Annotated in this window: 14 protein-coding genes, 1 tRNA gene and 2 rRNA genes; 13 read left to right on the top strand and 4 right to left on the bottom strand. The window is 67.0% G+C overall.

The annotated features are described in order from the left end of the window. Positions 1-61 precede the first annotated feature (61 nt). The 4 genes from WDJ58_RS03080 to WDJ58_RS03065 all read left to right on the top strand — a co-directional run bounded on the left by WDJ58_RS03080 (position 62) and on the right by WDJ58_RS03065 (position 3,871). Positions 62-280, top strand: a complete 219-nt coding sequence (locus tag WDJ58_RS03080; protein ID WP_338916157.1) for a hypothetical protein — start codon at positions 62-64, stop codon at positions 278-280. A gap of 86 nt (positions 281-366) precedes the next feature. Then, positions 367-1,143 carry a DUF91 domain-containing protein gene (locus WDJ58_RS03075; protein WP_338916156.1) on the top strand — a complete coding sequence of 259 codons (777 nt, stop codon included), beginning with the start codon at positions 367-369 and terminating at the stop codon, positions 1,141-1,143. A 69-nt stretch (positions 1,144-1,212) separates the two neighbouring features. After that, on the top strand, positions 1,213-2,232 hold the full coding sequence (endA, locus tag WDJ58_RS03070; protein ID WP_338916155.1) for a tRNA-intron lyase: 1,020 nt from the start codon (positions 1,213-1,215) through the stop codon (positions 2,230-2,232). Between the two features lie 46 nt (positions 2,233-2,278). Beyond that, positions 2,279-3,871, top strand: a complete 1,593-nt coding sequence (locus tag WDJ58_RS03065; protein ID WP_338916154.1) for a tryptophan--tRNA ligase — start codon at positions 2,279-2,281, stop codon at positions 3,869-3,871. A 124-nt stretch (positions 3,872-3,995) separates the two neighbouring features. On the opposite strand, the gene WDJ58_RS03060 is transcribed toward WDJ58_RS03065, so the two are convergent. Then, positions 3,996-5,807 (bottom strand): ABC transporter ATP-binding protein, encoded by a 1,812-nt coding sequence (locus WDJ58_RS03060; RefSeq protein ID WP_338916153.1) that lies wholly within the window; start codon positions 5,805-5,807, stop codon positions 3,996-3,998. Positions 5,808-6,165: 358 nt separating this feature from the next. On the opposite strand from WDJ58_RS03060, the gene WDJ58_RS03055 reads away from it, so the two are divergent. Next, the gene (locus WDJ58_RS03055; RefSeq protein WP_338916152.1) at positions 6,166-7,311 is read left to right on the top strand and encodes an NAD(P)/FAD-dependent oxidoreductase; all 1,146 of its coding nucleotides are present in this window, start codon (positions 6,166-6,168) and stop codon (positions 7,309-7,311) included. Positions 7,312-7,348: 37 nt separating this feature from the next. Here the strand turns inward: WDJ58_RS03055 and WDJ58_RS03050 are convergent, their stop codons facing one another. After that, entirely contained in the window at positions 7,349-7,837 is a 489-nt protein-coding gene (locus tag WDJ58_RS03050) for an SRPBCC domain-containing protein (protein ID WP_338916151.1), read from the bottom strand. A 348-nt stretch (positions 7,838-8,185) separates the two neighbouring features. On the opposite strand from WDJ58_RS03050, the gene WDJ58_RS03045 reads away from it, so the two are divergent. From WDJ58_RS03045 to WDJ58_RS03030, 4 genes are all read left to right on the top strand, one after another. Then, positions 8,186-9,706, top strand: a complete 1,521-nt coding sequence (locus WDJ58_RS03045) for a phenylalanine--tRNA ligase subunit alpha (RefSeq protein WP_338916150.1) — start codon at positions 8,186-8,188, stop codon at positions 9,704-9,706. After that, complete coding sequence (gene pheT / locus WDJ58_RS03040; protein ID WP_338916149.1) at positions 9,706-11,436, top strand: phenylalanine--tRNA ligase subunit beta; 1,731 nt, start codon at positions 9,706-9,708, stop codon at positions 11,434-11,436. The genes WDJ58_RS03045 and pheT overlap by 1 nt, the downstream gene beginning before the upstream one ends. Positions 11,437-11,624: 188 nt before the next feature. Next, positions 11,625-12,875: a trans-sulfuration enzyme family protein gene (locus tag WDJ58_RS03035; protein WP_338916148.1), complete on the top strand. Its 1,251-nt coding sequence runs from the start codon at positions 11,625-11,627 to the stop codon at positions 12,873-12,875. A gap of 356 nt (positions 12,876-13,231) precedes the next feature. Next, entirely contained in the window at positions 13,232-15,892 is a 2,661-nt protein-coding gene (locus WDJ58_RS03030) for a valine--tRNA ligase (RefSeq protein WP_338916147.1), read from the top strand. A 188-nt stretch (positions 15,893-16,080) separates the two neighbouring features. Here WDJ58_RS03030 and WDJ58_RS03025 read toward each other — a convergent pair whose 3' ends face one another. Beyond that, positions 16,081-17,130, bottom strand: a complete 1,050-nt coding sequence (locus tag WDJ58_RS03025) for a quinone-dependent dihydroorotate dehydrogenase (RefSeq protein WP_338916146.1) — start codon at positions 17,128-17,130, stop codon at positions 16,081-16,083. 139 nt (positions 17,131-17,269) lie between these two features. After that, complete coding sequence (locus tag WDJ58_RS03020; RefSeq protein ID WP_338916145.1) at positions 17,270-17,467, bottom strand: hypothetical protein; 198 nt, start codon at positions 17,465-17,467, stop codon at positions 17,270-17,272. A gap of 280 nt (positions 17,468-17,747) precedes the next feature. Here WDJ58_RS03020 and WDJ58_RS03015 point away from each other — a divergent pair, with 280 nt between their 5' ends. From WDJ58_RS03015 to WDJ58_RS03000, 4 genes are all read left to right on the top strand, one after another. Further along, positions 17,748-18,059, top strand: a complete 312-nt coding sequence (locus WDJ58_RS03015; RefSeq protein WP_338916144.1) for a non-histone chromosomal MC1 family protein — start codon at positions 17,748-17,750, stop codon at positions 18,057-18,059. A gap of 939 nt (positions 18,060-18,998) precedes the next feature. Further along, positions 18,999-20,464: ribosomal RNA gene (locus tag WDJ58_RS03010) — 16S ribosomal RNA — on the top strand. 145 nt (positions 20,465-20,609) lie between these two features. Beyond that, a tRNA-Ala gene (locus tag WDJ58_RS03005) sits at positions 20,610-20,681 on the top strand. A gap of 284 nt (positions 20,682-20,965) precedes the next feature. Further along, positions 20,966-23,883: ribosomal RNA gene (locus WDJ58_RS03000) — 23S ribosomal RNA — on the top strand. The 16S and 23S rRNA genes sit together here with 1 tRNA gene alongside, the layout of an rRNA operon. Positions 23,884-23,890 lie beyond the last annotated feature (7 nt).

Raw genomic sequence — 23,890 nt, 5'->3', positions numbered from 1 at the left:
CATATCATTGCCGAGAGCGAAGCCCGCGAAGGGTTATCGCTTCGCGGGTCGTCCCCCGTGCATGGTCGACAGACGTCTCCTCCAGCGGCTCGACTGGCTACTGACCGTCCTCACGGTCTGGCTGCTGTTGAGTCTCGTCCTGGCGAGCCTCGCGCTGATGGCGCTCGACACGGCCATCGGCCTGGTCGCGCTGGCGACGGTCGTCCTCGTGACCGTCGTCACGGTCCTCTCGTTCGCCCGGTCGAGCGACACGCCCGACGTGCGGGTGATCTTCCGATAGCTCCCCACCCGCCCGGCGCTCGGTTTCGTCGCCGATCCCGGTCGACGCACGTAGGTTCAAATACGAACGTGGGACCAACCCTCCGCGTGTCCACCGACGCATCCCAGCGCGAGACGACGCGCGTGATCGCGGGCGACTCCACCGTCGAGTTCACCGGTACTGGCTCTACCGACCGGATGGAGCGGGGCCAGGTGGTCGCGGTGATCAAGCCCGACAAGACTGTCCTCGTCCACGACGCCGACGGCTACCAGCCCGCGGCGTGGCTCACCCGACCGGAGACGACCTTCGTCGAGCACGATCCGCTGGCGGTGACGGCGATCGACGGCGACCAGCGGCTCCGGCTCACCGTCCACGAGTCGACGCTCGACGCCGAGGTGCCCGTCTCGCAGGCAGGGGTTCCCGTCGGGGTGTGTCCCGACTGTGTGGGGTCGGGGGAGGACGTCGACGCTGGCGACGGCGTGCTCGTCCGTGCCCGTGGGGCGGTCCACTGCACGGACTGCGGCGAGCGGTACGGCCTGCCCGCGGGGGCGGCCGTGCTCGACGCCACCTGCGAGTGCGGCCTGCCCACCTGTCGGGTCACGCGGGGTGCGGAGTTCGAGGTCTGCATCGATCGCGAGTGCGAGTCGCTCGACGACCACGTGAAGGAGGCGTTCGACCGGGCCTGGACCTGTCCCGACTGCGACGACGACCTCCGGATACTCCGCCGCGGGGGGTTGATCGCCGGCTGTGCCGCCTATCCGGACTGCGAGACCGGGTTCGCGCTCCCGAACGGGATCGCCGTCGGCACCTGCGAGTGCGGGCTGCCGGCGTTCGAGACCGCCGGTGGCGAGCGGTGTCTCGACGCCGCCTGCGACCGGGTCTGAGTCGCTCCCGTCCGCCTGCGGTCGCGGCGGGACCGCAGGGGCTTTGCGCCCCGAGCCGAACCTCCGGGCATGGAGGGCCGTACTCGGGAGGGCGTCGTGCGCGTCGAGGGGAACGCCCGCGAGCGGTTCTACGACTCCCGGGGGTACGGCCGACCGGACGGCGCGGCGCTCGAACTCGCGCCCGTCGAGGCGGCCCACCTCCTCTACCGGGATGACCTCGACGCGGTCGACGGGCTGGGCTTCCGCGAGTACCTCGCCAGCGACCGCGGGCTCGCCGTCCGGTTTCTCGTCTACGCGGACCTCCGCAACCGGGGGTTCTACCTCGCCCCGACCGGGCGCGACGATACGGTGGGCTCCGATCCCAACGACGGAACCGCCGACCTCGACGTCTTCCCCCGCGGGAAGGGTCCCTGGGACGAGGAGGTGGCCTACCGGGTCCGCGTGGCGGGCGAGCGGACGGCGATCCCGGCCCGCGACCTCGGCGACGCCACGCTCGCGGTCGTCGACGAGGAGTCGGAGATAACCTACCTCGCGACCCGGCGGCCGGAGGTCGAGGGGACCAGCGACGCGCCGCTCCCCGAGGGGGTCCCGGCGGCGCTGCTCGGCGACCGCGTCGCCGTCTGGGACGCCCCGAGCGAGCTCTACGAGCGGGGGTTCTACGGCCAGCCACTCGACGACGACGCGGGCGATCTCCAGCTCTCGCTGCTGGAGGCGGCGTACCTCGCCGACCGGGAGGCGCTCGACGTCCCCGGGGGGTACGAGGCGGTCCTCGAACGGGGCCGCGAGGTCGAGGGCGACCGGTTCGACCGGCGGCTGGCCGTCTACCGCGACCTCCGCGGCCGCGGGCTGGTCCCGAAGACGGGCTTCAAGTTCGGCGCGGACTTCCGGACCTACGCCGACGTCGAGAGCGTCGAGGACCTGGGCCACTCCGAACTCCTCGTCAGGGTGCTCCCCTCGGACCACGTCTTCCAGCCCCGCGACCTCGCGCTCGACGTCAGGCTCGCACACGGCGTCCGCAAGACCATGGTGTTCGGGCTCACCGACGGCGAATCCGTCGACTGGCTCGCGGTCGAGCGCCTGACCCCGTGACACACAGTCGAACCCTTTATCGGCGGACCGACGAAATCCCGGGTGAATGAGCGAGGACCCACCCTCGGAGTCGAGTAGCGACCCCTCGCCGTCGTCATCGGACGCGACCGACGTTCGAGCCGACGGTGGAGCGGCAGGAGCCGACGACGTCGCGCTCGACCCGTGGGGGTCCGCGACCATCGGCGACTACCGCAAGCTGTTCGAGCAGTTCGGGATCGAGGAGTTCGAGGAGGTGCTCCCCGAGGTGCCGAACCCTCACTACCTGATGCGCCGCGGGGTCATCTTCGGTCACCGGGACTATCGTCGCGTGGCCGACGCCCTCCGTGAGGGCGAGGACGCCGCGGTGCTCTCGGGGTTCATGCCGACCGGCGATCCCCACATCGGTCACAAGATGGTGTTCGACGAGATCATCTGGCACCAGCGGCAGGGTGCCGAGGCCTACGGCCTCATCGCCGACCTCGAGGCCCACGCCGCCCGCGGGCTCTCCTGGGAGGAGATCGACGAACACACCGAGAACTACCTCCTCTCCTTTCTCGCGCTCGGGTTCGACCCCGAGGAGGGGGAGATCTACCGGCAGTCCGGGAACCGCGAGGTCCAGGACCTCGCGTTCGAACTCGGGACGAAGGCGAACTTCTCTGAACTCCAGGCCATCTACGACTTCGACGGCGAGACGAACGTCTCGTACATGCAGAGCGTGGTCACCCAGATGGCCGACATCCTCTATCCCCAGTTAGAGGAGCCGAAGCCGACTGTCATCCCCGTGGGTCCGGACCAGGACCCGCACATGCGGCTGGCCCGCGACCTGGCGGCCCGGATGCGCTTCTTCAGGGTGACCGAGGCGTACGCGAGCTTCGAGGTGGTCGAAGAGGATCTTGGGCTCCTCCGTGAGGCATACGAACACCGAGACGAGTTCGCCGAGGACCCGGAAAGGCCACGCTGTATAGAAGCCGCAGAGTGGCTGGCAGAGTACGAGACTGACGCAGTAGAGGTGAAGGAGAACCTCGTGCGAAGCCTCGAGAACGCGGGGAAGGAACCGCTCCGCCCGCGTATCCGATTCCTCGACAGGAACGCTACCGAAGACGCGTTTCAGGCACTCGTCGAGTCCATAGAAGGGGAAATCCGGGTGTACGACGAGCACATCGACACGTTCGAGATGACGAGAAACGAGGCCGAGGACCTCGCCCGCGAGGTCGAGGTCGACCACGGCGGCTATGGCTTCTATCCCCCGTCGTCGATCTACCACCGGTTCATGACCGGGCTCACCGGCGGGAAGATGTCCTCGTCGGTCCCGGCCTCTCATATCTCCCTGCTCGACGACCCCGAGGAGGGCTACGAGAAGGTGAAGGCGGCGACGACGGGCGGTCGGGAGACCGCGGAGCTCCAGCGCGAACTCGGCGGCGAGGCCGACGACTGCCCCGTCTACGAGCTGTACGCCTACCTGCTCTCGGGCGACGACGACGAGTTCGCAAAGCGCGTCTACGAGGAGTGCGTCGGCGGCGAGCGGCTCTGTGGCGACTGCAAGGAGCAGGCAGCCGAACTGATGCGGGAGTTCCTCGCCGATCACCAGGAGAAACGCGAGGAGGCTCGCGAGGTGCTAGAGGGGCTAGAACTGGAGATAGAGACGCCCAGGCGGAACTAACCCTCTCGATCCCGCCCGGACGTCGCGGTTTCCCAATCGAAGTCACCGGCGGCGGAGCGATGCGTAGCTGTTCGCCGGCCCCGCGGTGCAGCGGTGCGAGAACCGCCCGGGAGCCCGAACGCGCTCAGGGACCGCTCGGGAGGTCGACGGTGTCGGGGCCGCCGGTCTGTACCCCCCAGAGCGAGGCGTATCGGCCGCCGAGGTCGAGGAGTTCGTCGTGGGTGCCGCGCTCGATCACCCGACCATCCTCGAGGACGAGGATGGCGTCGGCGTCCCGGACGGTGGAGAGCCGGTGTGCGACGACGAGCGTCGTCCGGCCCTCGGTGAGCCGGGCGAGACCGCGCTGGATGGCGAGTTCGGTCGCCGTGTCGACGGCGCTCGTCGCCTCGTCGAGCACGAGGATCTCGGGGTCTTGGAGCATCGCGCGGGCGATGGAGAGCCGCTGGCGCTGGCCCCCCGAGAGCTTCACCCCACGCTCGCCCACGCGCGTGTCGTAGCCGTCGGGGAGGTCGAGGACGAAATCGTGTGCCTCGGAGGCCCTCGCCGCCGCCTCGATCTCCTCGTCGGTCGCGTCGAACGAGCCGTACGCGATGTTCTCGCGGACGGTACCGTCGAAGAGGAAGACGTCCTGGGAGACGTAGCCGATCGCGTCCCGGAGGTCCGCGAGGCGGGCGTCCCGGACGTCGACGTCGTCGATCCTGACTGCGCCCTCGGTGACGTCGTAGAGCCGGAGGAGTAGTTTGGCGGCGGTGGACTTCCCCGCCCCGGTCTCGCCGACGAGCGCGACCGTCTCGCCCGGCTCGGCGACGAACGACACCCCATCGAGAACGGGCGTTCCCTCGCGGTACGCGAACGCGACGTCGTCGAACTCGACGCGCCCGCGGACCGACAGCGGCCGGGCGTCCGGCCGGTCCGCGACCGAGACGGTCCGACCGGTGAGTCCGAAGACGCGCTCGCCGGAGGCCCGGGCGTTCTCGTAGGAGTTGACGATCCGCCCGACGCCGGCCAGCGGGTCGACGAACCGCTGGGTGAGAAAGAGGAAGGTGACGAACTCGCCCACCAGGAGGTCGCCCGACAGGAACGGGGGCGTGCCGACGAGCAGCCAGTAGCCCCCGAGGACGAACGTGGCGACGAACGACAGTCCGGCGAGCAGGTCCATCGTCGGGTTGTAGAACGCGTCGAGGCGGACCACGTCGAGCGAGCGCTCGAGGTAGGTGTTCGAGGAATCCTCGACGCGGTCGGCCTCGTAGGGCTCGGTCGCGGCGGTCTTGATCACCTCGATCCCCGAGAGGTTGTTCTCCAGCCTGGTGTTGAGCGCGCCGACGGCCTCGCGGAGTGCCCGGTATCTCGCCCGGATCTTCCGGGAGAACCACAGGGTGAACGCGGCGAGCAGGGGGACCGCCACCAGGGTGACGACCGCGAGGCCGGCGTTGAGCCAGAAGAGCACCCCGGCGATCCCGAGCACCGTGACGACGAGCTGGATCGCGCCGCCCACCGTCGAATCGAGGAACGACCTGAGGTTCCGGACGTCGCTGTTGAGGATGGACATGACCTGCCCGGTCTGCTTGTCGTCGAAGAACGCCATGTCGAGGCGCTGCATGGCGCGGTAGGTCTCGACGCGGACGGCGTGCTGGACGCGGTTCGAGAACAGCGCCATCGAGACGGTCTGGGTCCAGGTGAACGCGACCGCGAGGACGAACGAGGCGAGGATGAGCCCCGCCGAGAGCCAGAACTGGCCCGTGGGGGTGTTCGGGAGCCATTCCGCGGGGACGAGCGGCAGGCGGTACGGCGCCGAGCCGATGAGCAGCGCGTCGATGGTCACGCCGAGGACGAGCGGCGGCACGAGCCCCACGGTCCGGCCGACGAGCGAGGCGAGCAGGCCGAGGACGAACAGCGGCAGGTGCGGCCGGCCGTAGGCCGAGAACAGTGAAACCATGGGGCGGCGACCCGGTGGGTCGGTGATCGGTTCCTGTGGCACTTACCCAAGGTAAGCGTCGGGACGCTATACCGATGTCGCTCGGATTGCGGCAGACCCGGACGGTCGAAGCCGCACTGAACCGGACACGCCGTAACCTGCCGGTGGGCGCGATAGGGATGCGCGTAACCGACTCGCTCTCTCGATTGTCCTATCGTGTCGAGCGGACCGCCGGCGATGGAGGACGACCGAACCGGAGGTTCGGGCGGTGACCAGTGGGCCTGCGAACGGTGGGGCCCCCGTCCGGTGATCGGACTCGCTCCCATCCCCCGTCCGTCCGAGCACGAATCTCTTTGCCGTTCCGGGTTCACCTCCCGTCGTGCACGTCTGTATCGTCGGCGGCGGTATCGTCGGGCTGGCGAGCGCGTACTACCTCGCCGACCGCGGCGCGTCGGTGACGCTCCTCGACAAAGGGTCGCTGGGGAGCGGGAGCACCGACCGCGCGGTCGGGGGGATCAGGGCGCAGTTCTCCTCGCCGGAGAACGTCGACCTCTCGCTGGCGGCCATGGAGGTCTGGGACGAGTTCGAAGAGGAGTTCGGAACGACCATCGAGCACCGGCGACCGGGATACCTGTTCCTCGCCCGGACGGAAGGGGTGGCCGACGCGCTCCGGGGGGCGGCGGAGATGCAGCGCGGGAAGGGCGTCCCGACGGAGACGCTCTCGCCGGGGGAACTCGGCGAGCGGTGGCCGGCGCTCCACGCGGAACGCTATCTCGTTGGCACTTACTCCCCGACCGACGGGTTCGCCGACCCGCACCTCGCGGTCCAGGGGTTCGCGGGGGCGGCGCGGGAGGCGGGCGTCGACGTCCGGACGAAGACGGCCGTCACCGGTCTCCTCCGCGAGGGCGAGCGGGTGGTCGGGGTCGAGGCGGAGGGGGAGCGGATCGAGGCCGACTTCGTGGTGAACGCCGCCGGACCGTGGGCCCGGGAGGTGGCGGCGATGGCCGGCATCGAGATCCCGGTCGCCCCCCGCCGCCGGCAGGTCGCCGTCGTCGACCCCGAGGACCCCGTTCCCGAGGACGTCCCCCTCACCGCCGACGTCGTGAGCGGGTCGTACTTCCGGCCCGAGCGCGAGGGGCGCGCGCTCGTCGGCGGGCACTTCGACGACAGCGACCCCGACGCCGACCCCGACCGGTTCGGCGAGTCGATGGAGACCGGGTGGGCCGTCGAGGCGACCGAGCGGGCCGCCGAGACCGCCGACTACTTCGGCCCGGAGACGCGCATCCGGCGCGGGTGGGCCGGGCTGTACGCGCTCACCCCCGACGACAACCCGATCATCGAGGAGAGTGTAGAGGGATTCGTCCAGGCCGTGGGGTTCTCCGGCCACGGGTTCCAGCACGCCCCCGCGACGGGACAGGTCGTCGCCGACCTCTGTTTCGGCGGCTCCACGGCGATCGTCTCGCTCGACCCCTATCGTGGGGACCGCTTCGAGGACGTAACGGAGGGCGAGGGCTACGTGGTGTAGCGATCGTACCGGGGCGGACCCCGGTCGGTAGGTCCGTTCAGGCGGCGACGTTCGCTTCGTCGGCGTCCCTCGCGTCCGCGCCGTCCGGATCGTCTGCGGTGAGCGACTCGGCGCGGGCCTTCAGCGCCTCGTTGACGCCCCGGAAGTTCGCCTCGGTCTGCTCGCCGACGAACCGCATGATCGGCCCGACGAGTATCCCGGAGAACGTCTCCGACTGGGTGAGCTTCGAACGTCCCTGGTCGATTTCCTCGACGACGAAGGAGTGTTCCCCGTCGAACAGTCCCGGGGTGAGGAGGTGGCCGAGCCACCGGATTTCCCGGCCGTCGGCGACGAGCACGCGCGGTCGGAACGTGGGCGACCGGCCGGCCTCGGGGCCGGGCGAGACGCGGAGTCGCTCGCCGACCTGTGCCTCGCCCTCGATGCGGGTGTAGGGGTTCCACTCGGGGTACGCTCCGAAGTCGGTCAGGACCGACCAGACCGTCCCGGCGGGCGCGTCGATCTCTATCGAGGTGCGGATGTCGCTCATACCCCTTCCATATGGACGGGCGAGAGCATCAACCCCGCGTGAGCAGTACCAGCACCCGTCCCGTTCTACCTACCGGTGGCTCCGCCGACGAGGAGAACGCTTTTGACGGGGCTGGCGCATACTCCGGGTATGCCCGCCGACCCCCACACCGGGCGCAGCGTCACCCAGCCGACGGTCCGCACGGGGTTCGGCTTCTTCTTCGGGGTCGCGTAGACGGCAGTGAACCCGGGCGGGGCGCGGTGGCGTCCCGCCCGGCGAAACCGCCGTCCGTGGCCCGGGGGCGCGGTTACGCGCCCGTCACGTGTCGGAACCGCTAACTGACAGACCACCGGAGACCAACCCAATCGAATGCCACACAGACTCCCGGAGACACAGGTCGCGCTCCTCGAAGCCGCGAGCGCGACCGACCCGAAGACGACCGAACAGCTCGCCGAGGAACTCGACGAACCCTCACAGGCGGTGAACCGCGCGGCCTTCGAACTCGCCGAGGAGGGACTGCTCGCCGTCGAGGAGCGCGAGGACGCGGCGGTGACGCTCACCGACGAGGGGAGCGAGTACGCGGAGACGGCCCTCCCCGAGCGCCGCCTCTACGACGCGGCGATCGAGGCCGGCGCGGACGAGTCGCCGGTCCCGCTCGGACAGCTCCTCCCCGAGGCGGGGCTGGACGGCCCTGGGGTGGACGTCGCGCTCGCCAACTTCGCCCGCAAGGGGTTCGGCGAGATCGACGCCGGCGAGGTGACCGTCGCCGACTCCCCGCGGGTGGACCCGACCGACGACCCCGAGGCGGCGGCGCTGTCGGCCGTCGAGGTGGGGGATCTCGATGCCGTCGACGACGGGACGCTCGACCGCCTCGAAGAGCGCGGACTCGTCAGCCGTGCCTCCCGCACCGTCCGGTCGATCACCGTCACCGACGAGGGCGTCACGGCGCTGATGGAGGGCATCGAGACGGCCGAGACGGTGAGCGCGCTCACCCCCGAGATGCTCACCTCGGGGGAGTGGCGCGACGTCGAGTTCACCGAGTACAACGTCGAGGCCGACGCCGAGACGACCTACGGCGGGCGCAAGCACGTCCTCCGGCAGACGGCCGACCGCGTGAAGGACGTCCTCGTCGGGATGGGGTTCCGCGAGATGGAGGGTCCCCACGCCGACGCGGAGTTCTGGATCAACGACTGCCTGTTCATGCCACAGGACCACCCCGCCAGAACGCACTGGGACCAGTTCGCCCTCGACGTCCCGCCCATCGACGATCTCCCCGAGGACCTCGTCGACCGGGTGCGCTCGGCTCACCTCGAAGGTGTCGGCGAGGACGGCGACGGCTACCACTCGCCGTGGACCGAGGAGGTGGCCCGCGAGGTGGACCTCCGGGGGCACACCACCTCGCTCTCGATGCGCTACCTCTCGGGTCACGAGGTCGGCGACCTCGAACCCCCACAGCGGTACTTCAGCGTCGAGAAGGTCTACCGGAACGATACGCTCGACCCGACCCACCTCCTGGAGTTCTTCCAGATCGAGGGCTGGGTGATGGCCGAGGACCTCTCCGTGCGGGATCTGATGGGTACGTTCACCGAGTTCTACGAGCAGTTCGGTATCACCGACCTGGAGTTCAAACCCCACTACAACCCCTACACCGAGCCAAGCTTCGAGCTGTTCGGCACCCACCCGGAGACGGGCGAGATGGTCGAGATCGGCAACTCGGGCATCTTCCGCGAGGAGGTGCTCCGTCCGCTCGGCGTCGAGTGTGACGTGATGGCCTGGGGGCTCGCCCTCGAACGTCTGCTCATGCTGATGTACGGCTTCGAGGACATCCGTGACGTCCACGGGACGCTGTGTGACCTCGAACTCCTGCGGACCACGGAGGCGGTCTACTGATGCCCGTCGTCGACGTCGACCCCGACGAGCTCCGGCGGCTCACGGGTCACGACGAGAAGGGCGACGACGAGCTCCGCGAGGACCTGTTCGCGCTCGGGCTGGAGTACGAGGGCCAGACGGAAGAGGGGGAGTTCCAGCTGGAGTTCGCCCCCGACCGGCTCGACCGGCTCTCGGTCGAGGGCGTGGCGCGCTCGCTGCGATACCAGTACGGCGACGACCGCGGCGTCTACGTCCCGACCACGAACTCCGCGGAGTGGGTCGTCGAGGTCGACGAGTCCGTCCCCGAGGAGCGACCGTACGTCACGGCCGCCATCGTCCGCGGGCTGGACATGGGCGAGGCGAAGCTGGAGTCGCTCATCCAGCTCCAGGAGAAGCTCCACGCGACGATGGGCCGAAAGCGCGTCAAGGGTGCCATCGGCGTTCACGACCTGACGATGCTGAAGGGCCGGGCGGCCGGCGAGGGCGGTGACGACCACGCGAAGACCATCACCTACCGCGGCGTCGAGCCCGACGGCGACCGGTTCGTCCCCCTCGAAGCCGACACCGACATGACGCCCGCCGAGGTGCTCACCGACCACCCCACGGGAAGGACCTACGCGCCCATCGTCGAGGACTACGGGCGCTACCCCGCAATCTACGACGAGATCGGCCTGTTCTCGTTTCCTCCCGTCATCAACGGCAAGCGGACGGAGGTCGACGAGGGGTCCCGTGACCTCCTGATCGAGATGACCGGCACGGATCAGTGGACGATCGACCGGATGCTGAACATCGTCTGCTACGCGCTCGACGCACGCGGCGGCCGCGTCGAGGAGGTCTCCGTGGAGTATCCCGATCGCGAGACCGTCCGTCCCGACCTCTCGACCGACCGGAAGTCGGTCGCCCACGAGCGCATCGAGTCGATCATGGGTGTCTCGCTCGAAACGGAGGACGTGATCGACCTGTTCGAGCGCTCGGGACTCGACGCCTCGACCACCGAGGTGGGGGACGACGAGATCGCCTACGAGGTCGACGTCCCGCCGTACCGCGTGGACGTGCTCCACGCGCTCGACCTCGTCGACGACGTGGGCCGGGCCTACGGGTTCAACGACCTCGAACCCCGCTACCCGGACGTCTCGACGGTGGGCGGTCGCCACGAGCGTTCGCGCCTGGAGGACGCCGCCCGCGACGCGCTCGTCGGGCTCGGGTTCGAGGACCTGCTCGACTTCCACATGATCAGCGAGGTCGAGAACTACGAGCGGATGAACGTCGAACGCGGCACCGACGCGTTCGGCGCGGACGAGCCGGTGACGATCACCGAACCCTATAGCGAGGACTACACGATGCTCCGGACGTGGGCGCTCCCCTCGCTGACGATGGTCCTCGAACGGAACACCCACCGGGCGTACCCCCAGGACCTCGCGGAGATCGGCCTGGCCGCCCACCGCGATGATGGGGAGAACACGGGTGTCGCCGAGGCACGCCACGTCGCGGCCGTCCTCGCGCGCACGGACGCCTCCTACGAGGACGCCAAGTCGCGGCTGGCGGCGCTCTGCCGGGCGTTCGGTGCCGACCTGGAGACGCCCGCGACCGACCACCCCTCGTTCATCTCGGGCAGGGTCGCCGAGGTCGTGATCGGCGGGGAGCCGGCCGGCGTGGTCGGGGAACTCCACCCCGAGGTGCTGGTCGAACACGACCTCGAACTGCCCGTCGCGGCCTTCGAGTTCCGGCTCGACGCGCTCGGCCGGGACTGAGTTCCGACGGTCGACGGACCCGGATCTCGCTCCGTCCACCCGACCGGACAGCCGATGCGCGACGGTAATTCGACCGGTCGAACGTGCCCGATGAGCGGAGATAATCCGTCACTGATCTGAATTACCATGGGTAATTATATTGCGACGAAGGGGGGAACGCTTACGGGCGTGGTTCACCTGTGGCCGCCATGGACGAACAGGACGAAGACAGGCGGCGGTTCGAGACGCTGGCGGTCACGCACGGCGAGGGTAGCCCGACGCGCTCGTCGGCCGAGGACGTCGTCACGCCCATCCACCTGACGACCACCTACGCGGTCGACGGGCTCGACCCGGAGGGCGACCTCGAATCGCTCGATCCCGACGCGGGGGAGTACCTCTACTCGCGGCTCTCGAACCAGACGCGGAACACGCTCGAACACCGGCTCGCGGCCCTCTCGGGCGGCGAGGGTGCCCTCGCGTTCGCCTCCGGGAGCGCCGCCATCGCCGCCGCGATGACCGCGACGCTCCGCCCCGGCGACCACGTCGTCGCCTTCGACGACCTCTACGGCGGGACGAAGACGATGCTCTCGCGGCTGTTCGCCGAGCGGTTCGACGTCGAGGTCTCCTACGTCGACGCCCGCGACCCGGAGAACGTCGCCGAGGCGATGCGTCCCGGGACGGAGCTCGTCTGGATGGAGTCGCCGACCAACCCCCTGATGCACCTCTGTGACATCGAGGCCATCGCCGACATCGCTCACGACGGCGAGGCGACGTTCGGCGTCGACAACACCTTCATGAGCCCGTACTTCCAGCGCCCCCTCGACCTCGGGGCCGACCTCGTCGTCCACAGCACGACGAAGTTCATCAATGGTCACAGCGACTCGGTGGGCGGCGCGCTCGTGACCGACGACGAGGCGCTCCTCGACGAGATCGGGTTCCTCCAGCGGGTCGGCTTCGGTAACATGCTCTCGCCGTTCGACTCCTATCTCGTCCTCCGGGGCGTGCGGACCCTCCCGCTCCGGATGGAGCGCCACGAGGAGAACGCGCTCGCCATCGCGGAGTTCCTCGAAGCGGACGACCGTGTCGAGCACGTCCACTACCCCGGACTCGAATCGCACCCCCAGCACGACCTCGCGCGCCGGCAGACCTCCGGGTTCGGGGGCGTCCTCTCGTTCGAACTGGATACCGGTATCGAGGGCGTCGAGGCGTTCCTCGGGGCGCTCCGGGAGTTCCCGCTCGCGGTCAGCCTCGGCGGCGTCGAGTCGCTGATCGAACATCCCGCCTCGATGACCCACTCGCCGCTCACACGAGAGGAGCGCGCCCGCATCGGTATCACGGACTCGCTCCTGCGGATGTCCGTCGGTATCGAGCACGTTGATGACCTGCTCGCCGACCTCGAACGCGGGCTCGACGCGCTCGACGGGATCGAGACGGCGTCCCCGCCCGGATCGTCCGACTGAGCTCCCAGGTCTCGCCTGCTCTCGACTGCGAACCGGGCCCCTCGGCGGTGTACCGGCGCACCCGCACGGAGCGTGACGAAACGGATAAGTCCGGTCGCCCTCCACTGTTCGGTGTGACTCACGCGTCCGCGCCGGCGACACGCGCCACGCCTCCGCGCGAGACGCCCGTCCGTCCCGGCCGCGCGTTCGCCGTCCGTCTCGGCGGCGTACCCGGCCGTGTAGGCCCCTCGTAGGGCCTCTTCGACACTTCCTTGGGACGGCGCATCGACGCTCCGACCAGCAGCGGACGGGACCGACACACAGCGGAACCGCGACACACTACACCAGCCCACGCCGACACTACCAACAGCACACAGATGAGCACCGGAAAAGAGCGGTCGAGGATCGAGGGAACGTACGACCCGGAGGCGGTCGAACCGAAGTGGCAGGAACGCTGGGTCGACGCGGGGACCTACGCGTACGCCGAACCCGAGGACCCGGAGGCGGTCGACCCCGACACGGTGTTCACCATCGACACCCCGCCGCCGACGGTGTCGGGCAACCTCCACTGGGGCCACGTCTACGGGGCGACGCTCCAGGACTTCGTCGCGCGGTTCGAGCGGATGCGAGGCCAGGACGTGTTCTTCCCGTTCGGCTACGACGACAACGGTATCGCCTCCGAGCGGCTCACCGAGGAGGAGCTCGATATCGCCCACCAGGACTACGAGCGCCGCGAGTTCCAGCAGCTCTGTCGGGAGGTCTGTGCGGAGTACGAGTCGGACTTCACCGAGAAGATGCAGTCGCTCGGCGTCTCCATCGACTGGGAGAACACCTACCAGACCATCGAGCCCCGGGTCCAGCGCATCTCCCAGCGGTCGTTCCTCGAACTCTACGAGGACGGCCGGGAGTACCGCCAGCGCGCGCCGACCATCTGGTGTCCGGAGTGCGAGACCGCCATCTCGCAGGTCGAGACCGAGGACGACGAGCGCGACTCGCACTTCAACGACATCGAGTTCTCCGTCGTGGGCGGTGATTCGTTCACCATCTCGACGACGCGGCCGGAACTCCTGCCCGCGTGTGTCGCGGTGTTCGTCCACCCCGACGACGACGCGAACGAGCACCTCGTCGGCGAGGAGGCCGAGATCCCGATCTTCGGCCAGCGGGTCCCGATCATCGAGGACGAACGGGTCGACCTCGAAACCGGGTCGGGCGTGGTGATGTGCTGTACGTTCGGCGACCAGACGGACATCGAGTGGTACCAGGCCCACGACCTCCCGCTCCGCATTGCCATCGACGAGACGGGGACGCTGACCGACGTCGCCGGCGAGTACTCGGGGATGGGGAGCGACGAGGCCCGCGAGGCCATCGTCGAGGACCTCCGCGAGGCGGGCGCGCTGCTCGACCGCCGGGCCATCGAGCACACGGTGAACGTCCACGAGCGGTGTGACACCCCCATCGAGTTCCTCGTCACCGAGCAGTGGTACGTCGAACTGCTCGACAAGCGCGAGGAGTACCTGGAGGCCGGCCGGGAGATGGACTGGTACCCCGAGAAGATGTTCACCCGGTACAGGAACTGGATCGAGGGCCTCCAGTGGGACTGGGCCATCTCCCGGCAGCGTTCCTCGGGGATCCCGTTCCCGGTCTGGTACTGTGCGGACTGCGACGAGCCGATCATGGCCCGCAAGGAGGACCTTCCCGTGGATCCGCTCTCGGACGACCCGCCCGTCGACGCCTGTCCCGAGTGTGGGGGCGAGGAGTTCGTCCCCGAGGACGACGTCTTCGACACGTGGGCGACCTCCTCGCTCACGCCGCTGATCAACGCCGGCTGGACCGAGGCGGAGGACGACGTGGACGGGGCGCCCACGATGTCCCGACCGGAGCTCTACCCGATGGACATGCGCCCGCAGGGCCACGACATCATCTCGTTCTGGCTCTTTCACACCGTGGTCAAGTGCTACGAGCACACCGGCGAGGTGCCGTTCGACTCCGTGATGATCAACGGGATGGTGCTCGACGAGAACCGGGTGAAGATGTCCAAATCGCTCGGGAACATCGTCGCGCCCGACGAGGTCCTCGAGAAGTACCCCGTCGACGCCGCCCGCTACTGGGCCGCCGGCTCCTCGGTGGGCGACGACCTCCCATACAAGGAGAAGGGGATCGTCGCCGGCGAGCGGCTGCTCCAGAAGCTCTGGAACGCTTCGAAGCTCGTCGAGCAGCTCTCCGAGGACGCTCCCGACGAGCGGCCGGAGCTCGCCGGGATCGACCGGTGGCTGCTCGCCTCGCTCGACGAGGAGCTCGCGAGCCTCACCGGCAGGCTGGAGAACCGCGAGTTCTCGAAGGCCCGCGACGGCCTGCGCTCGTTCTTCTGGCACACGTTCTGTGACGACTACCTCGAGATCGCCAAACAGCGCGTGCGCGACGGCGGCGACGCCTCGGCGGCGTGGACCTGCCGGGAGGTCCACCGACGGTTCCTCAAGATGTTCGCGCCCGTGCTCGCGCACGTGACCGAGGAGCTCTGGCAGGAGCTCTACGCGGACGAGACGACCGGCGAGGCCGGGGAGAGCATCCACCTCGCCGACTGGCCCGAACCGATGGGAGTGGAGGCCGACCGGGCGGCGGGTGAGGCGGCGCTCGCGGTGGTGGGCGCGCTCCGGAAGTACAAGTCCGAGCGGAACCTGGCGCTGAACGAACCACTCGAACACGTCCGGGTGTACGGCGAGGGGCTCGAAGCCTTCCGCGAGGACGTCGCGGGTGCGATGCACGTCGAGGTTCTGGAGGTGCTCGACGAGCGCCCCGCAGTCGAAACTGTCGTGGCCGGTATCGATCTCGATTACTCGCTCGTCGGCCCCGAGTTCGGCGGTGACGTGCCCGACATCGACGCGGCCATCGAGGCCGGCGAGTACGAACTCGACGGCGAGGTCCTGCGCGCGGCCGGTCACGAACTCGACGCGGGGATGTTCGAGGTCGAGGAGGAGCGCCGGTACGACGGCGAGGGCGACCTGCTCGAACTGGACGAGGCTATCGTCATCGTCGGTTAGCCCACCACTTTTTCCTCCTCGGGTTTCCTCGCTCGCTCACTTCGTTCGCTCGCTGTGGAACCTCTCGTCGGAAAAACGTGGGGAAAAACTGCGCTCGCTCGGACCTACGGCCCTCGCTCGCGGGTGAGTGTGCTGGTGATACCGCCCGCGACCGCACAGCGGCTCCCTGTCGTGGTTCTCCTGTCCCACTACAGGTCCGCTCCGACGGCCTCCTCGACACTTCCGAACCCGTCACGTTCGAGCAGGTCGAGCAGGCCGCGGTTGATGTCGCGGGCGACCCCCGGCCCCTCGTAGACGAGGGCGGTGTAGAGCTGGACGAGGCTCGCGCCCGCGCGTATCTTGGCGTAGGCACCCTCGGCGTCCGAGACCCCCCCGACGCCGATGACGGGGACGTCCGTCCGCTCGGCGACGAACCGGACCATCTCGGTGGCCCGGCCCTCGATGGGCGCACCCGAGAGCCCGCCGGTCTCGGCGCGGTTCGGTGATCCGAGGGTGTCCGGCCGCTCGGTGGTGGTGTTGGTGGCGATGACGCCCTCCAGGGCGAGGTCGTCGACGACGGCGAGCGCCTCCTCGACGGCCGGGTCGGGGAGGTCGGGCGAGAGCTTTACCAGGAGCGGGTCGGCACCGGCCTCCCGGAGCGCCCCGAGGATCGACTCGAGACGGTCGCGCCGCTGGAGACTCCGGAGCCCGGGCGTGTTCGGCGAGGAGACGTTGACGACGACGTAGTCGGCCGAGTCGGCGACCCGCTCGTAGGTGTAGCAGTAGTCGTCCTCGGCCTCCGCCAGCGGCGTGGATTTGGACTTGCCGACGTTGACCCCCAGCGGAACGGAAAGGTCGAGGTCGGCGAGGCGCATCCCGACGGCGTCCGCGCCCTCGTTGTTGAACCCCATGCGGTTCACGAGGGCGCGGTCCTCTGCGAGTCGGAAGAGCCGCGGGCGCGGGTTCCCGGGCTGGCGCTCGGCGGTGACGCCACCGACCTCGACGTGACCGAAGCCGAGCGCCGCGAGCGCGCGCGGGACGTGCGCGTTCTTGTCGAAGCCCGCGGCCACGCCGACGGGGTTGGGAAAGGAGAGCCCGAACGCCTCGGTCCGGAGGCGGTCGTCATCGACGATGTAGCGGCGAGCGAGCCGACGTTCGAGGGGAGTCTCCTGGACCAGACGCAGGAGTTCGGAGACGATCCCGTGGGCGGTCTCGGCCGGGAGCGCGAACAGCAGCGGCTTGGCGGCCTCGTACAGCATCGACCCGAACCGGTCGTCCCGCCGTCTTAACGACGGCGGTCGGGTCCCGACGGTGCGTTCGTACTGTCGGACGTACGCTCTGTAAGAATTTCACCACCCTCTGGTGAGGCGTATCTTCACGAAGGTACGTCCGACAGTATCAGAACTCGTGTTCGACCTCGTCCGGGTCGGCCTTCTGGATGATGATCTTGTTGTCCCGCACGCGCACGAAGACCTCGTCACCGATGGACATCCCGGCGACGGCGAGCTCGTCCTCGTGGAGGTTCACGTGGACGTTGTGGTACTCGCCGTTCTCGTCCTTGGCGCCACTGGGGCTGAGCTTCTTCTTTCGCACCATCGCGGTATGTTGTGGCGTTGGCCATAGAGGGTACATAAGTGTACCGTGAGAGTCCACCGGGAACCGTCGAGACGGGGCTCTGTCGGGGACTGCCGAGACGACGCCTCGCAACCGCGCGCGCGGCTCCTGACCCCCACGTTCGGGCTCCTGGGAGGGCCCTCCAACGCCGTCTCCGGGGAGGCCCTGCGGGCACGATATATAAAGAACCGCTCGCCGTGTCCCGTTTCCTGGGATATCTTTATATACTGGAATGTGTACCGTCAACACGGTGGTGTAAACCATGGCACGCGACGACGACAAGCGGAACTTCGCGCTCCGGCAGGCCGACGGCTCGGAGAGCAGCGTCTTCTCGGGACGAACCCCGCGACAGGCGGCGCTGAAGGCCGCGCGACGGCTTGAGCCCGCACCGAGCGAGGCCGACGCGAACAAGACCGAGATCAGACTCCGGGAGAAGGGGACCAAGAAGGTCCACATCTACGATGGATGGGCCTGGAAGGAACAGGCCCCCTCGGACAAACCGGACTGGATGCCCGGTGAGATCACGGAGGCGAACGTCTCGAAGCGGGGCATCGAGCACCTCGACGAGATCTGATCCACCCCATTTCTTCGCGCCCACGACGACCCCCAGGAGATCCGTCGATCGAGAATCCCCGCGCCCGGTCGCCGGCGCGGTCCCGGGCGGGACCGACAGTATATCCGTCACGGCGTCGAACGCGTGCCTGCACGGTCGCGCTCGTCCGTTCGCGGACGCCGACCGTGACGCGCGGCCCTCACCCGGCGGGACCGACCGCGAACCGCGAGGGACGACCGCCAGGCCTCCAGCCGCGCGAAATACCGTTACGGGGACCCGACGGGCCGCCGTCGGAGTTGGGCGACCCGGCTACCGGGACCCCGGACTCCTACGGTCGACTCGACCGGAATGGATCGGCCAACGATCGCCGTTCAGTCGTGAGAAAGATTTATAGGCTAACTGGAGTCCTCCGACGGGGCCTCATCGGGGTGGTGGCGGATCGTTCGTTCGGGCCGAGCGGGACGCGTGGTCCCCCGCCTCACGCGACACCGAGTCACACGCACCGCGGCATGAAACCGCGTGACGTGGCGGGGTTGTAACGACGGGTTTAAGTAAAACACTCCCATCAGAAGGTAATGCGAAGGACGCGGGGGACGCCCCCCGCGACGGTCCACCGGGTTCGCGCCCGGCGGGCCGGACACGTTCCGACGCCCTTAAGTGGAACAGGGCACTCGGAATGGATACGTCGATGCGGTCGGCCCCTTCCCGGGGGTCGCTCGTGGACCCGAACGCTTCCGATGGGTTTATGACCCATCGTGGTTGATATTAGGGTCCGAAGGAGATGAGGATTCCACCCCTGCGGTCCGCCGTACAGATGGGATCTGATGTTAGCCCTGGTAGTTCGGTGACACTCGGTCGGTCCGATGTCACTCGAACCCGATAGCACACACTCATCTGAGTGTGTCCCGCCTTGAGCTCGAGGTTAATCGAGCTCGCCCACCCGCGCTCGTCGCGGGTAGCATTCCGGTTGATCCTGCCGGAGGCCATTGCTATCGGTGTCCGATTTAGCCATGCGAGTTGTACGTCTAACGTAGCAAACGGCTCAGTAACACGTGGCCAAGCTACCCTGTGGACCGCCATAACCTCGGGAAACTGAGGCTAATAGCGGATATCGCTTCCATGCTGGAATGCAGGAAGCGTGAAAGGCTCCGGCGCCACAGGATGCGGCTGCGGCCGATTAGGTAGACGGTGGGGTAACGGCCCACCGTGCCGATAATCGGTACGGGTTGTGAGAGCAAGAGCCCGGAGACGGACTCTGAGACAAGAGTCCGGGCCCTACGGGGCGCAGCAGGCGCGAAACCTTTACACTGCACGCCAGTGCGATAGGGGGACACCGAGTGCGAGGGCATAGAGCCCTCGCTTTTGTGTACCGTAAGGTGGTACACGAATAAGGGCTGGGCAAGACCGGTGCCAGCCGCCGCGGTAACACCGGCAGCCCAAGTGATGGCCGCTATTATTGGGCCTAAAGCGTCCGTAGCCGGCCGGGCAGGTCCGTCGGGAAATCCACTGGCTCAACCAGTGGGCGTCCGGCGGAAACCGCTCGGCTTGGGACCGGGAGACCAGAGGGGTACGTCCGGGGTAGGAGTGAAATCCCGTAATCCTGGACGGACCACCGGTGGCGAAAGCGCCTCTGGAGAACGGATCCGACGGTGAGGGACGAAAGCTAGGGTCTCGAACCGGATTAGATACCCGGGTAGTCCTAGCCGTAAACGATGCTCGCTAGGTGTGGCGCAGGCTACGAGCCTGCGCTGTGCCGTAGGGAAGCCGTGAAGCGAGCCGCCTGGGAAGTACGTCCGCAAGGATGAAACTTAAAGGAATTGGCGGGGGAGCACTACAACCGGAGGAGCCTGCGGTTTAATTGGACTCAACGCCGGACATCTCACCAGCTCCGACAGCAGTTATGACGGTCAGGTTGATGACCTTACTCGAGCTGCTGAGAGGAGGTGCATGGCCGCCGTCAGCTCGTACCGTGAGGCGTCCTGTTAAGTCAGGCAACGAGCGAGACCCGCACCTCTAGTTGCCAGCAGCATCTCGCGATGGCTGGGTACACTAGGGGGACTGCCGCTGCCAAAGCGGAGGAAGGAACGGGCAACGGTAGGTCAGTATGCCCCGAATGAGCTGGGCCACACGCGGGCTACAATGGCCGGGACAGTGGGACGCTACCCCGAGAGGGGACGCTAATCTCCTAAACCCGGTCGTAGTTCGGATTGAGGGCTGAAACTCGCCCTCATGAAGCTGGATTCGGTAGTAGTCGCGTGTCAGTAGCGCGCGGCGAATACGTCCCTGCTCCTTGCACACACCGCCCGTCAAAGCACCCGAGTGGGGTCCGGATGAGGCCGTCATGCGACGGTCGAATCTGGGCTCCGCAAGGGGGCTTAAGTCGTAACAAGGTAGCCGTAGGGGAATCTGCGGCTGGATCACCTCCACTGACCGGGACCGGAGCTTCGCTCCGGCCCACCTTTCGAGGGTTCGAGTACTCGCGTCCGACCGAGCACCTATGAACTACCAGGGCTACAGCCACGCTCGGACGCGGCGCGATCTCGCGCCGGGACCGGTCGAAGTGGCTGCGACGGGCCCATAGCTCAGTGGTAGAGTGCCTCCTTTGCAAGGAGGATGCCCTGGGTTCGAATCCCAGTGGGTCCATGTCCGGGTGGAAACCGGGTGCCTTAAGTGGCAACCGGCGCTCTACCCGTGTACGACCGATGCACCACCCCGTGCAAGCGCGGGTGGGAAGGGTAGATGCACGCGCCTGTCAGACACCAGGGCGTGTAGATGACACTGTGTGTACGTGCGATCCAGGCGCACACTGGACCCGTTTCGTACGGGTTCACCGAGCGCGAGTCCGTCATCCGACGGACTCAACCGTTGAGCCTTCGGGCTCAACACATCAGTCGAGCCTGACGGCTCGACGATCCAACGATCCAACATCATCGTGGCTACTATGCCAGTTGGTGGATGGCTCGGCTCAGGTGCCGACGAAGGACGTGCCAAGCTGCGATAAGCCGTGGGAAGCCGCACGGAGGCCAAGAACCACGGATCTCCTAATGGGAATCCCCCCGCAATTGCCTTGCGCAATGGGGAACGCCCCGAATTGAAACATCTTAGTAGGGGCAGGAAGAGAAAGCGAATGCGATGTCGTCAGTAACGGCGAGTGAACGCGACACAGTCCAAACCGAAGCCTTCGGGCAATGTGGTGTACGGACTGACCATAACGGGTCGCGACCTCTCGAGAAGTCTTCTGGAACGGAGCGCGATACAGGGTGATAGCCCCGTATCGGGAGGAAGCGACCCCGGGTCGGATCCAGAGTATCGGGGGCTGGAAACCCCTCGAGAAGATGGCCGGCATTGACGGCCAAGACTAAATACTACCTGAGACCGATAGCGAACAAGTAGCGTGAGCGAACGCTGAAAAGCACCCCAAGAAGGGAGGTGCAATAGGGCCTGAAATCAATTGGCGATGGAGCGACGGGGCACGAAAGGTCCCGCGAGGAACGACACAGGGGCGACCCTGCAGTAGGAATCTCGGGAAGCCGGTGTTCCGTCGTGCGTTTTGAAAAACGAGCCAGGGAGTGTGTCTGTTCGGCGAGTCTAAGCGGGGTATCCGCGAAGGCATAGGGAAACCGATACGGCCGCAGCGTCTTCGACGCCAGGGCCACCGTGTTCAAGCGCGGGGAGTCGAACGGACACGACCCGAAACCGGGTGATCTACGCGTGGACAAGGTGAAGCGTGGCGAAAGCTACGTGGAAGCCTGCTAGGGTTGGTGTCCTACAATACCCTCCCGTGATCTACGTGTAGGGGTGAAAGGCCCATCGAACCCGGAGACAGCTGGTTCCAACCGAAACATGTCGAAGCATGACCTCTGCCGAGGTAGTTCGTGGGGTAGAGCGACCGATTGGAGGCTCCGACTCCGAGAGGAGTCGGTCCTCCTGTCAAACTCCGAACCTACGGACGCCGTGGACGCAGGGAGTCCGCTGTGCGGGGTAAGCTTGTGCAGCGTGAGGGAGACAACCCAGAGCTGGGTTAAGGTCCCCAAGTGTGGGCTAAGTGCGATCGAAGGTGGTCCCGAGCCCCAGACAGCCGGGAGGTGAGCTTAGAAGCAGCTACCCTCTAAGAAAAGCGTAACAGCTTACCGGCCGAGGTTCGGGGCGCCGAAAATGATCGGGGCTCAAGCCCACCACCGAGACCTGGCGGCACTCCTCACAGAGTGTTCCAGTAGGTTGGCACGACGGTCGGGTGGAAGCATGGACGAGAGTTCGTGTGGACCGACCGACGACGAAAATCCTGGCCGCAGTAGCAGCGATAGTCGGGTTAGAATCCCGACGGCCGAACGAGTAAGGGTTCCTCGACAATGTTCGTCAGTCGAGGGTTAGCCGGTCCTAAGTCCTGTCGTAATTCGAGCAGGACGAAGTGGGAAGCTGGTTAATATTCCAGCGCCACTACACATTGAAAGCTGACGCCTTGGGGTCGACCGGGCCACGCCTTCGCGTGGTCGAACCGTCCAAATCCGTGGAAGCCGTAACGGCACGAAGCGGACGAACGGCGGGATAGCGCAAGCCGGTTCAACCCAGGGCCCGTGAAAAGGCGAGTGTAGTGTCCGTACCGAGAACCGACACAGGTGCTCGTGGCAGAGAAAGCCAAGGCCTGTCGGGGACAACCGACGTTAGGGAATTCGGCAAGTTAGTCCCGTAAGTTCGCGATAAGGGATGCCTGCCCGGGAAACGGGCAGGTCGCAGTGACCTGGGCGCTCCGACTGTCTAGTAACAACACAGGTGACCGCAAATCCGAAAGGACTCGTACGGTCACTGAATCCTGCCCAGTGCGGGTATCTGAACACCCAGTACAATGGGACGAAGGACCCGTCAACGGCGGGGGTAACTATGACCCTCTTAAGGTAGCGTAGTACCTTGCCGCTTCAGTAGCGGCTTGCATGAATGGATCAACGAGAGCGCCACTGTCCCAACGTTGGGCCCGGTGAACCGTACGTTCCAGTGCGGAGTCTGGAGACCCCCAAGGGGAAGCGAAGACCCTATGGAGCTTTACTGCAGGCTGTCGCTGAGACATGGTCGCTGATGTGCAGAATAGGTAGGAGGCGTTACACAGGTACCCGCGCTAGCGGGCCACCGAGCCATCAGTGAAATACTACCCGTCAGTGACTGTGACTCTCACTCCGGGAGGAGGACACCGATAGCCGGGCAGTTTGACTGGGGCGGTACGCGCTCGAAAGGATATCGAGCGCGCCCTATGTCCACCTCACGCGGGTCGGGAACCCGTGGAAGAGTGCAAGAGCAAAAGGTGGATTGACAGTGTCCTTCCTAACGAGGGACGCTGACGCGAAAGCGTGGTCTAGCGAACCAATATGCCTGCCCAATGCGGGCTATTGACGACAGAAAAGCTACCCTAGGGATAACAGAGTCGTCACCGGCAAGAGCACATATCGACCCGGTGGCTTGCTACCTCGATGTCGGTTCCCTCCATCCTGCCCGTGCAGAAGCGGGCAAGGGTGAGGTTGTTCGCCTATTAAAGGAGGTCGTGAGCTGGGTTTAGACCGTCGTGAGACAGGTCGGCTGCTATCTATTGGGGGTGTCTGGTGCCTGACGGGAACGATCGTATAGTACGAGAGGAACTACGATCGGTGGCCACTGGTGTACCGGTTGTCCGAGAGGGCAAGTGCCGGGCAGCTACGCCACACGGGGTAAGAGCTGAACGCATCTAAGCTCGAAACCCACCCGGAAAAGAGGCACCGCTAAGCTCGCCCGTAGAAGACGGGACAGATAGACTCGGGGTGTACGCACCGAGGTAACGAGGTGTTCAGCCCGCGAGAACTAAGGAGCGAAGCCACTCAATCATCTGG

The sequence above is a fragment of the Salinirubellus litoreus genome (genome assembly GCF_037335815.1).
In the GTDB taxonomy this organism is placed as follows: domain Archaea; phylum Halobacteriota; class Halobacteria; order Halobacteriales; family Haloarculaceae; genus Salinirubellus; species Salinirubellus litoreus.
Note: the sequence above shows the minus strand (reverse complement) of the source record. Positions and strands in the feature narration are given on the sequence as shown.

Bases quoted from the DNA above. Each gene is read 5' to 3' on its own strand.
- WDJ58_RS03080 (WP_338916157.1), top strand. From the start codon at position 62: ATGGTCGACAGACGTCTCCTCCAGCGGCTCGACTGGCTACTGACCGTC.
- endA (WP_338916155.1), top strand. From the start codon at position 1,213: ATGGAGGGCCGTACTCGGGAGGGCGTCGTGCGCGTCGAGGGGAACGCC.
- WDJ58_RS03065 (WP_338916154.1), top strand. From the start codon at position 2,279: ATGAGCGAGGACCCACCCTCGGAGTCGAGTAGCGACCCCTCGCCGTCG.
- WDJ58_RS03060 (WP_338916153.1), bottom strand. From the start codon at position 5,807: ATGGTTTCACTGTTCTCGGCCTACGGCCGGCCGCACCTGCCGCTGTTC.
- WDJ58_RS03050 (WP_338916151.1), bottom strand. From the start codon at position 7,837: ATGAGCGACATCCGCACCTCGATAGAGATCGACGCGCCCGCCGGGACG.
- WDJ58_RS03045 (WP_338916150.1), top strand. From the start codon at position 8,186: ATGCCACACAGACTCCCGGAGACACAGGTCGCGCTCCTCGAAGCCGCG.
- pheT (WP_338916149.1), top strand. From the start codon at position 9,706: ATGCCCGTCGTCGACGTCGACCCCGACGAGCTCCGGCGGCTCACGGGT.
- WDJ58_RS03035 (WP_338916148.1), top strand. From the start codon at position 11,625: ATGGACGAACAGGACGAAGACAGGCGGCGGTTCGAGACGCTGGCGGTC.
- WDJ58_RS03030 (WP_338916147.1), top strand. From the start codon at position 13,232: ATGAGCACCGGAAAAGAGCGGTCGAGGATCGAGGGAACGTACGACCCG.
- WDJ58_RS03025 (WP_338916146.1), bottom strand. From the start codon at position 17,130: ATGCTGTACGAGGCCGCCAAGCCGCTGCTGTTCGCGCTCCCGGCCGAG.
- WDJ58_RS03020 (WP_338916145.1), bottom strand. From the start codon at position 17,467: ATGGTGCGAAAGAAGAAGCTCAGCCCCAGTGGCGCCAAGGACGAGAAC.
- WDJ58_RS03015 (WP_338916144.1), top strand. From the start codon at position 17,748: ATGGCACGCGACGACGACAAGCGGAACTTCGCGCTCCGGCAGGCCGAC.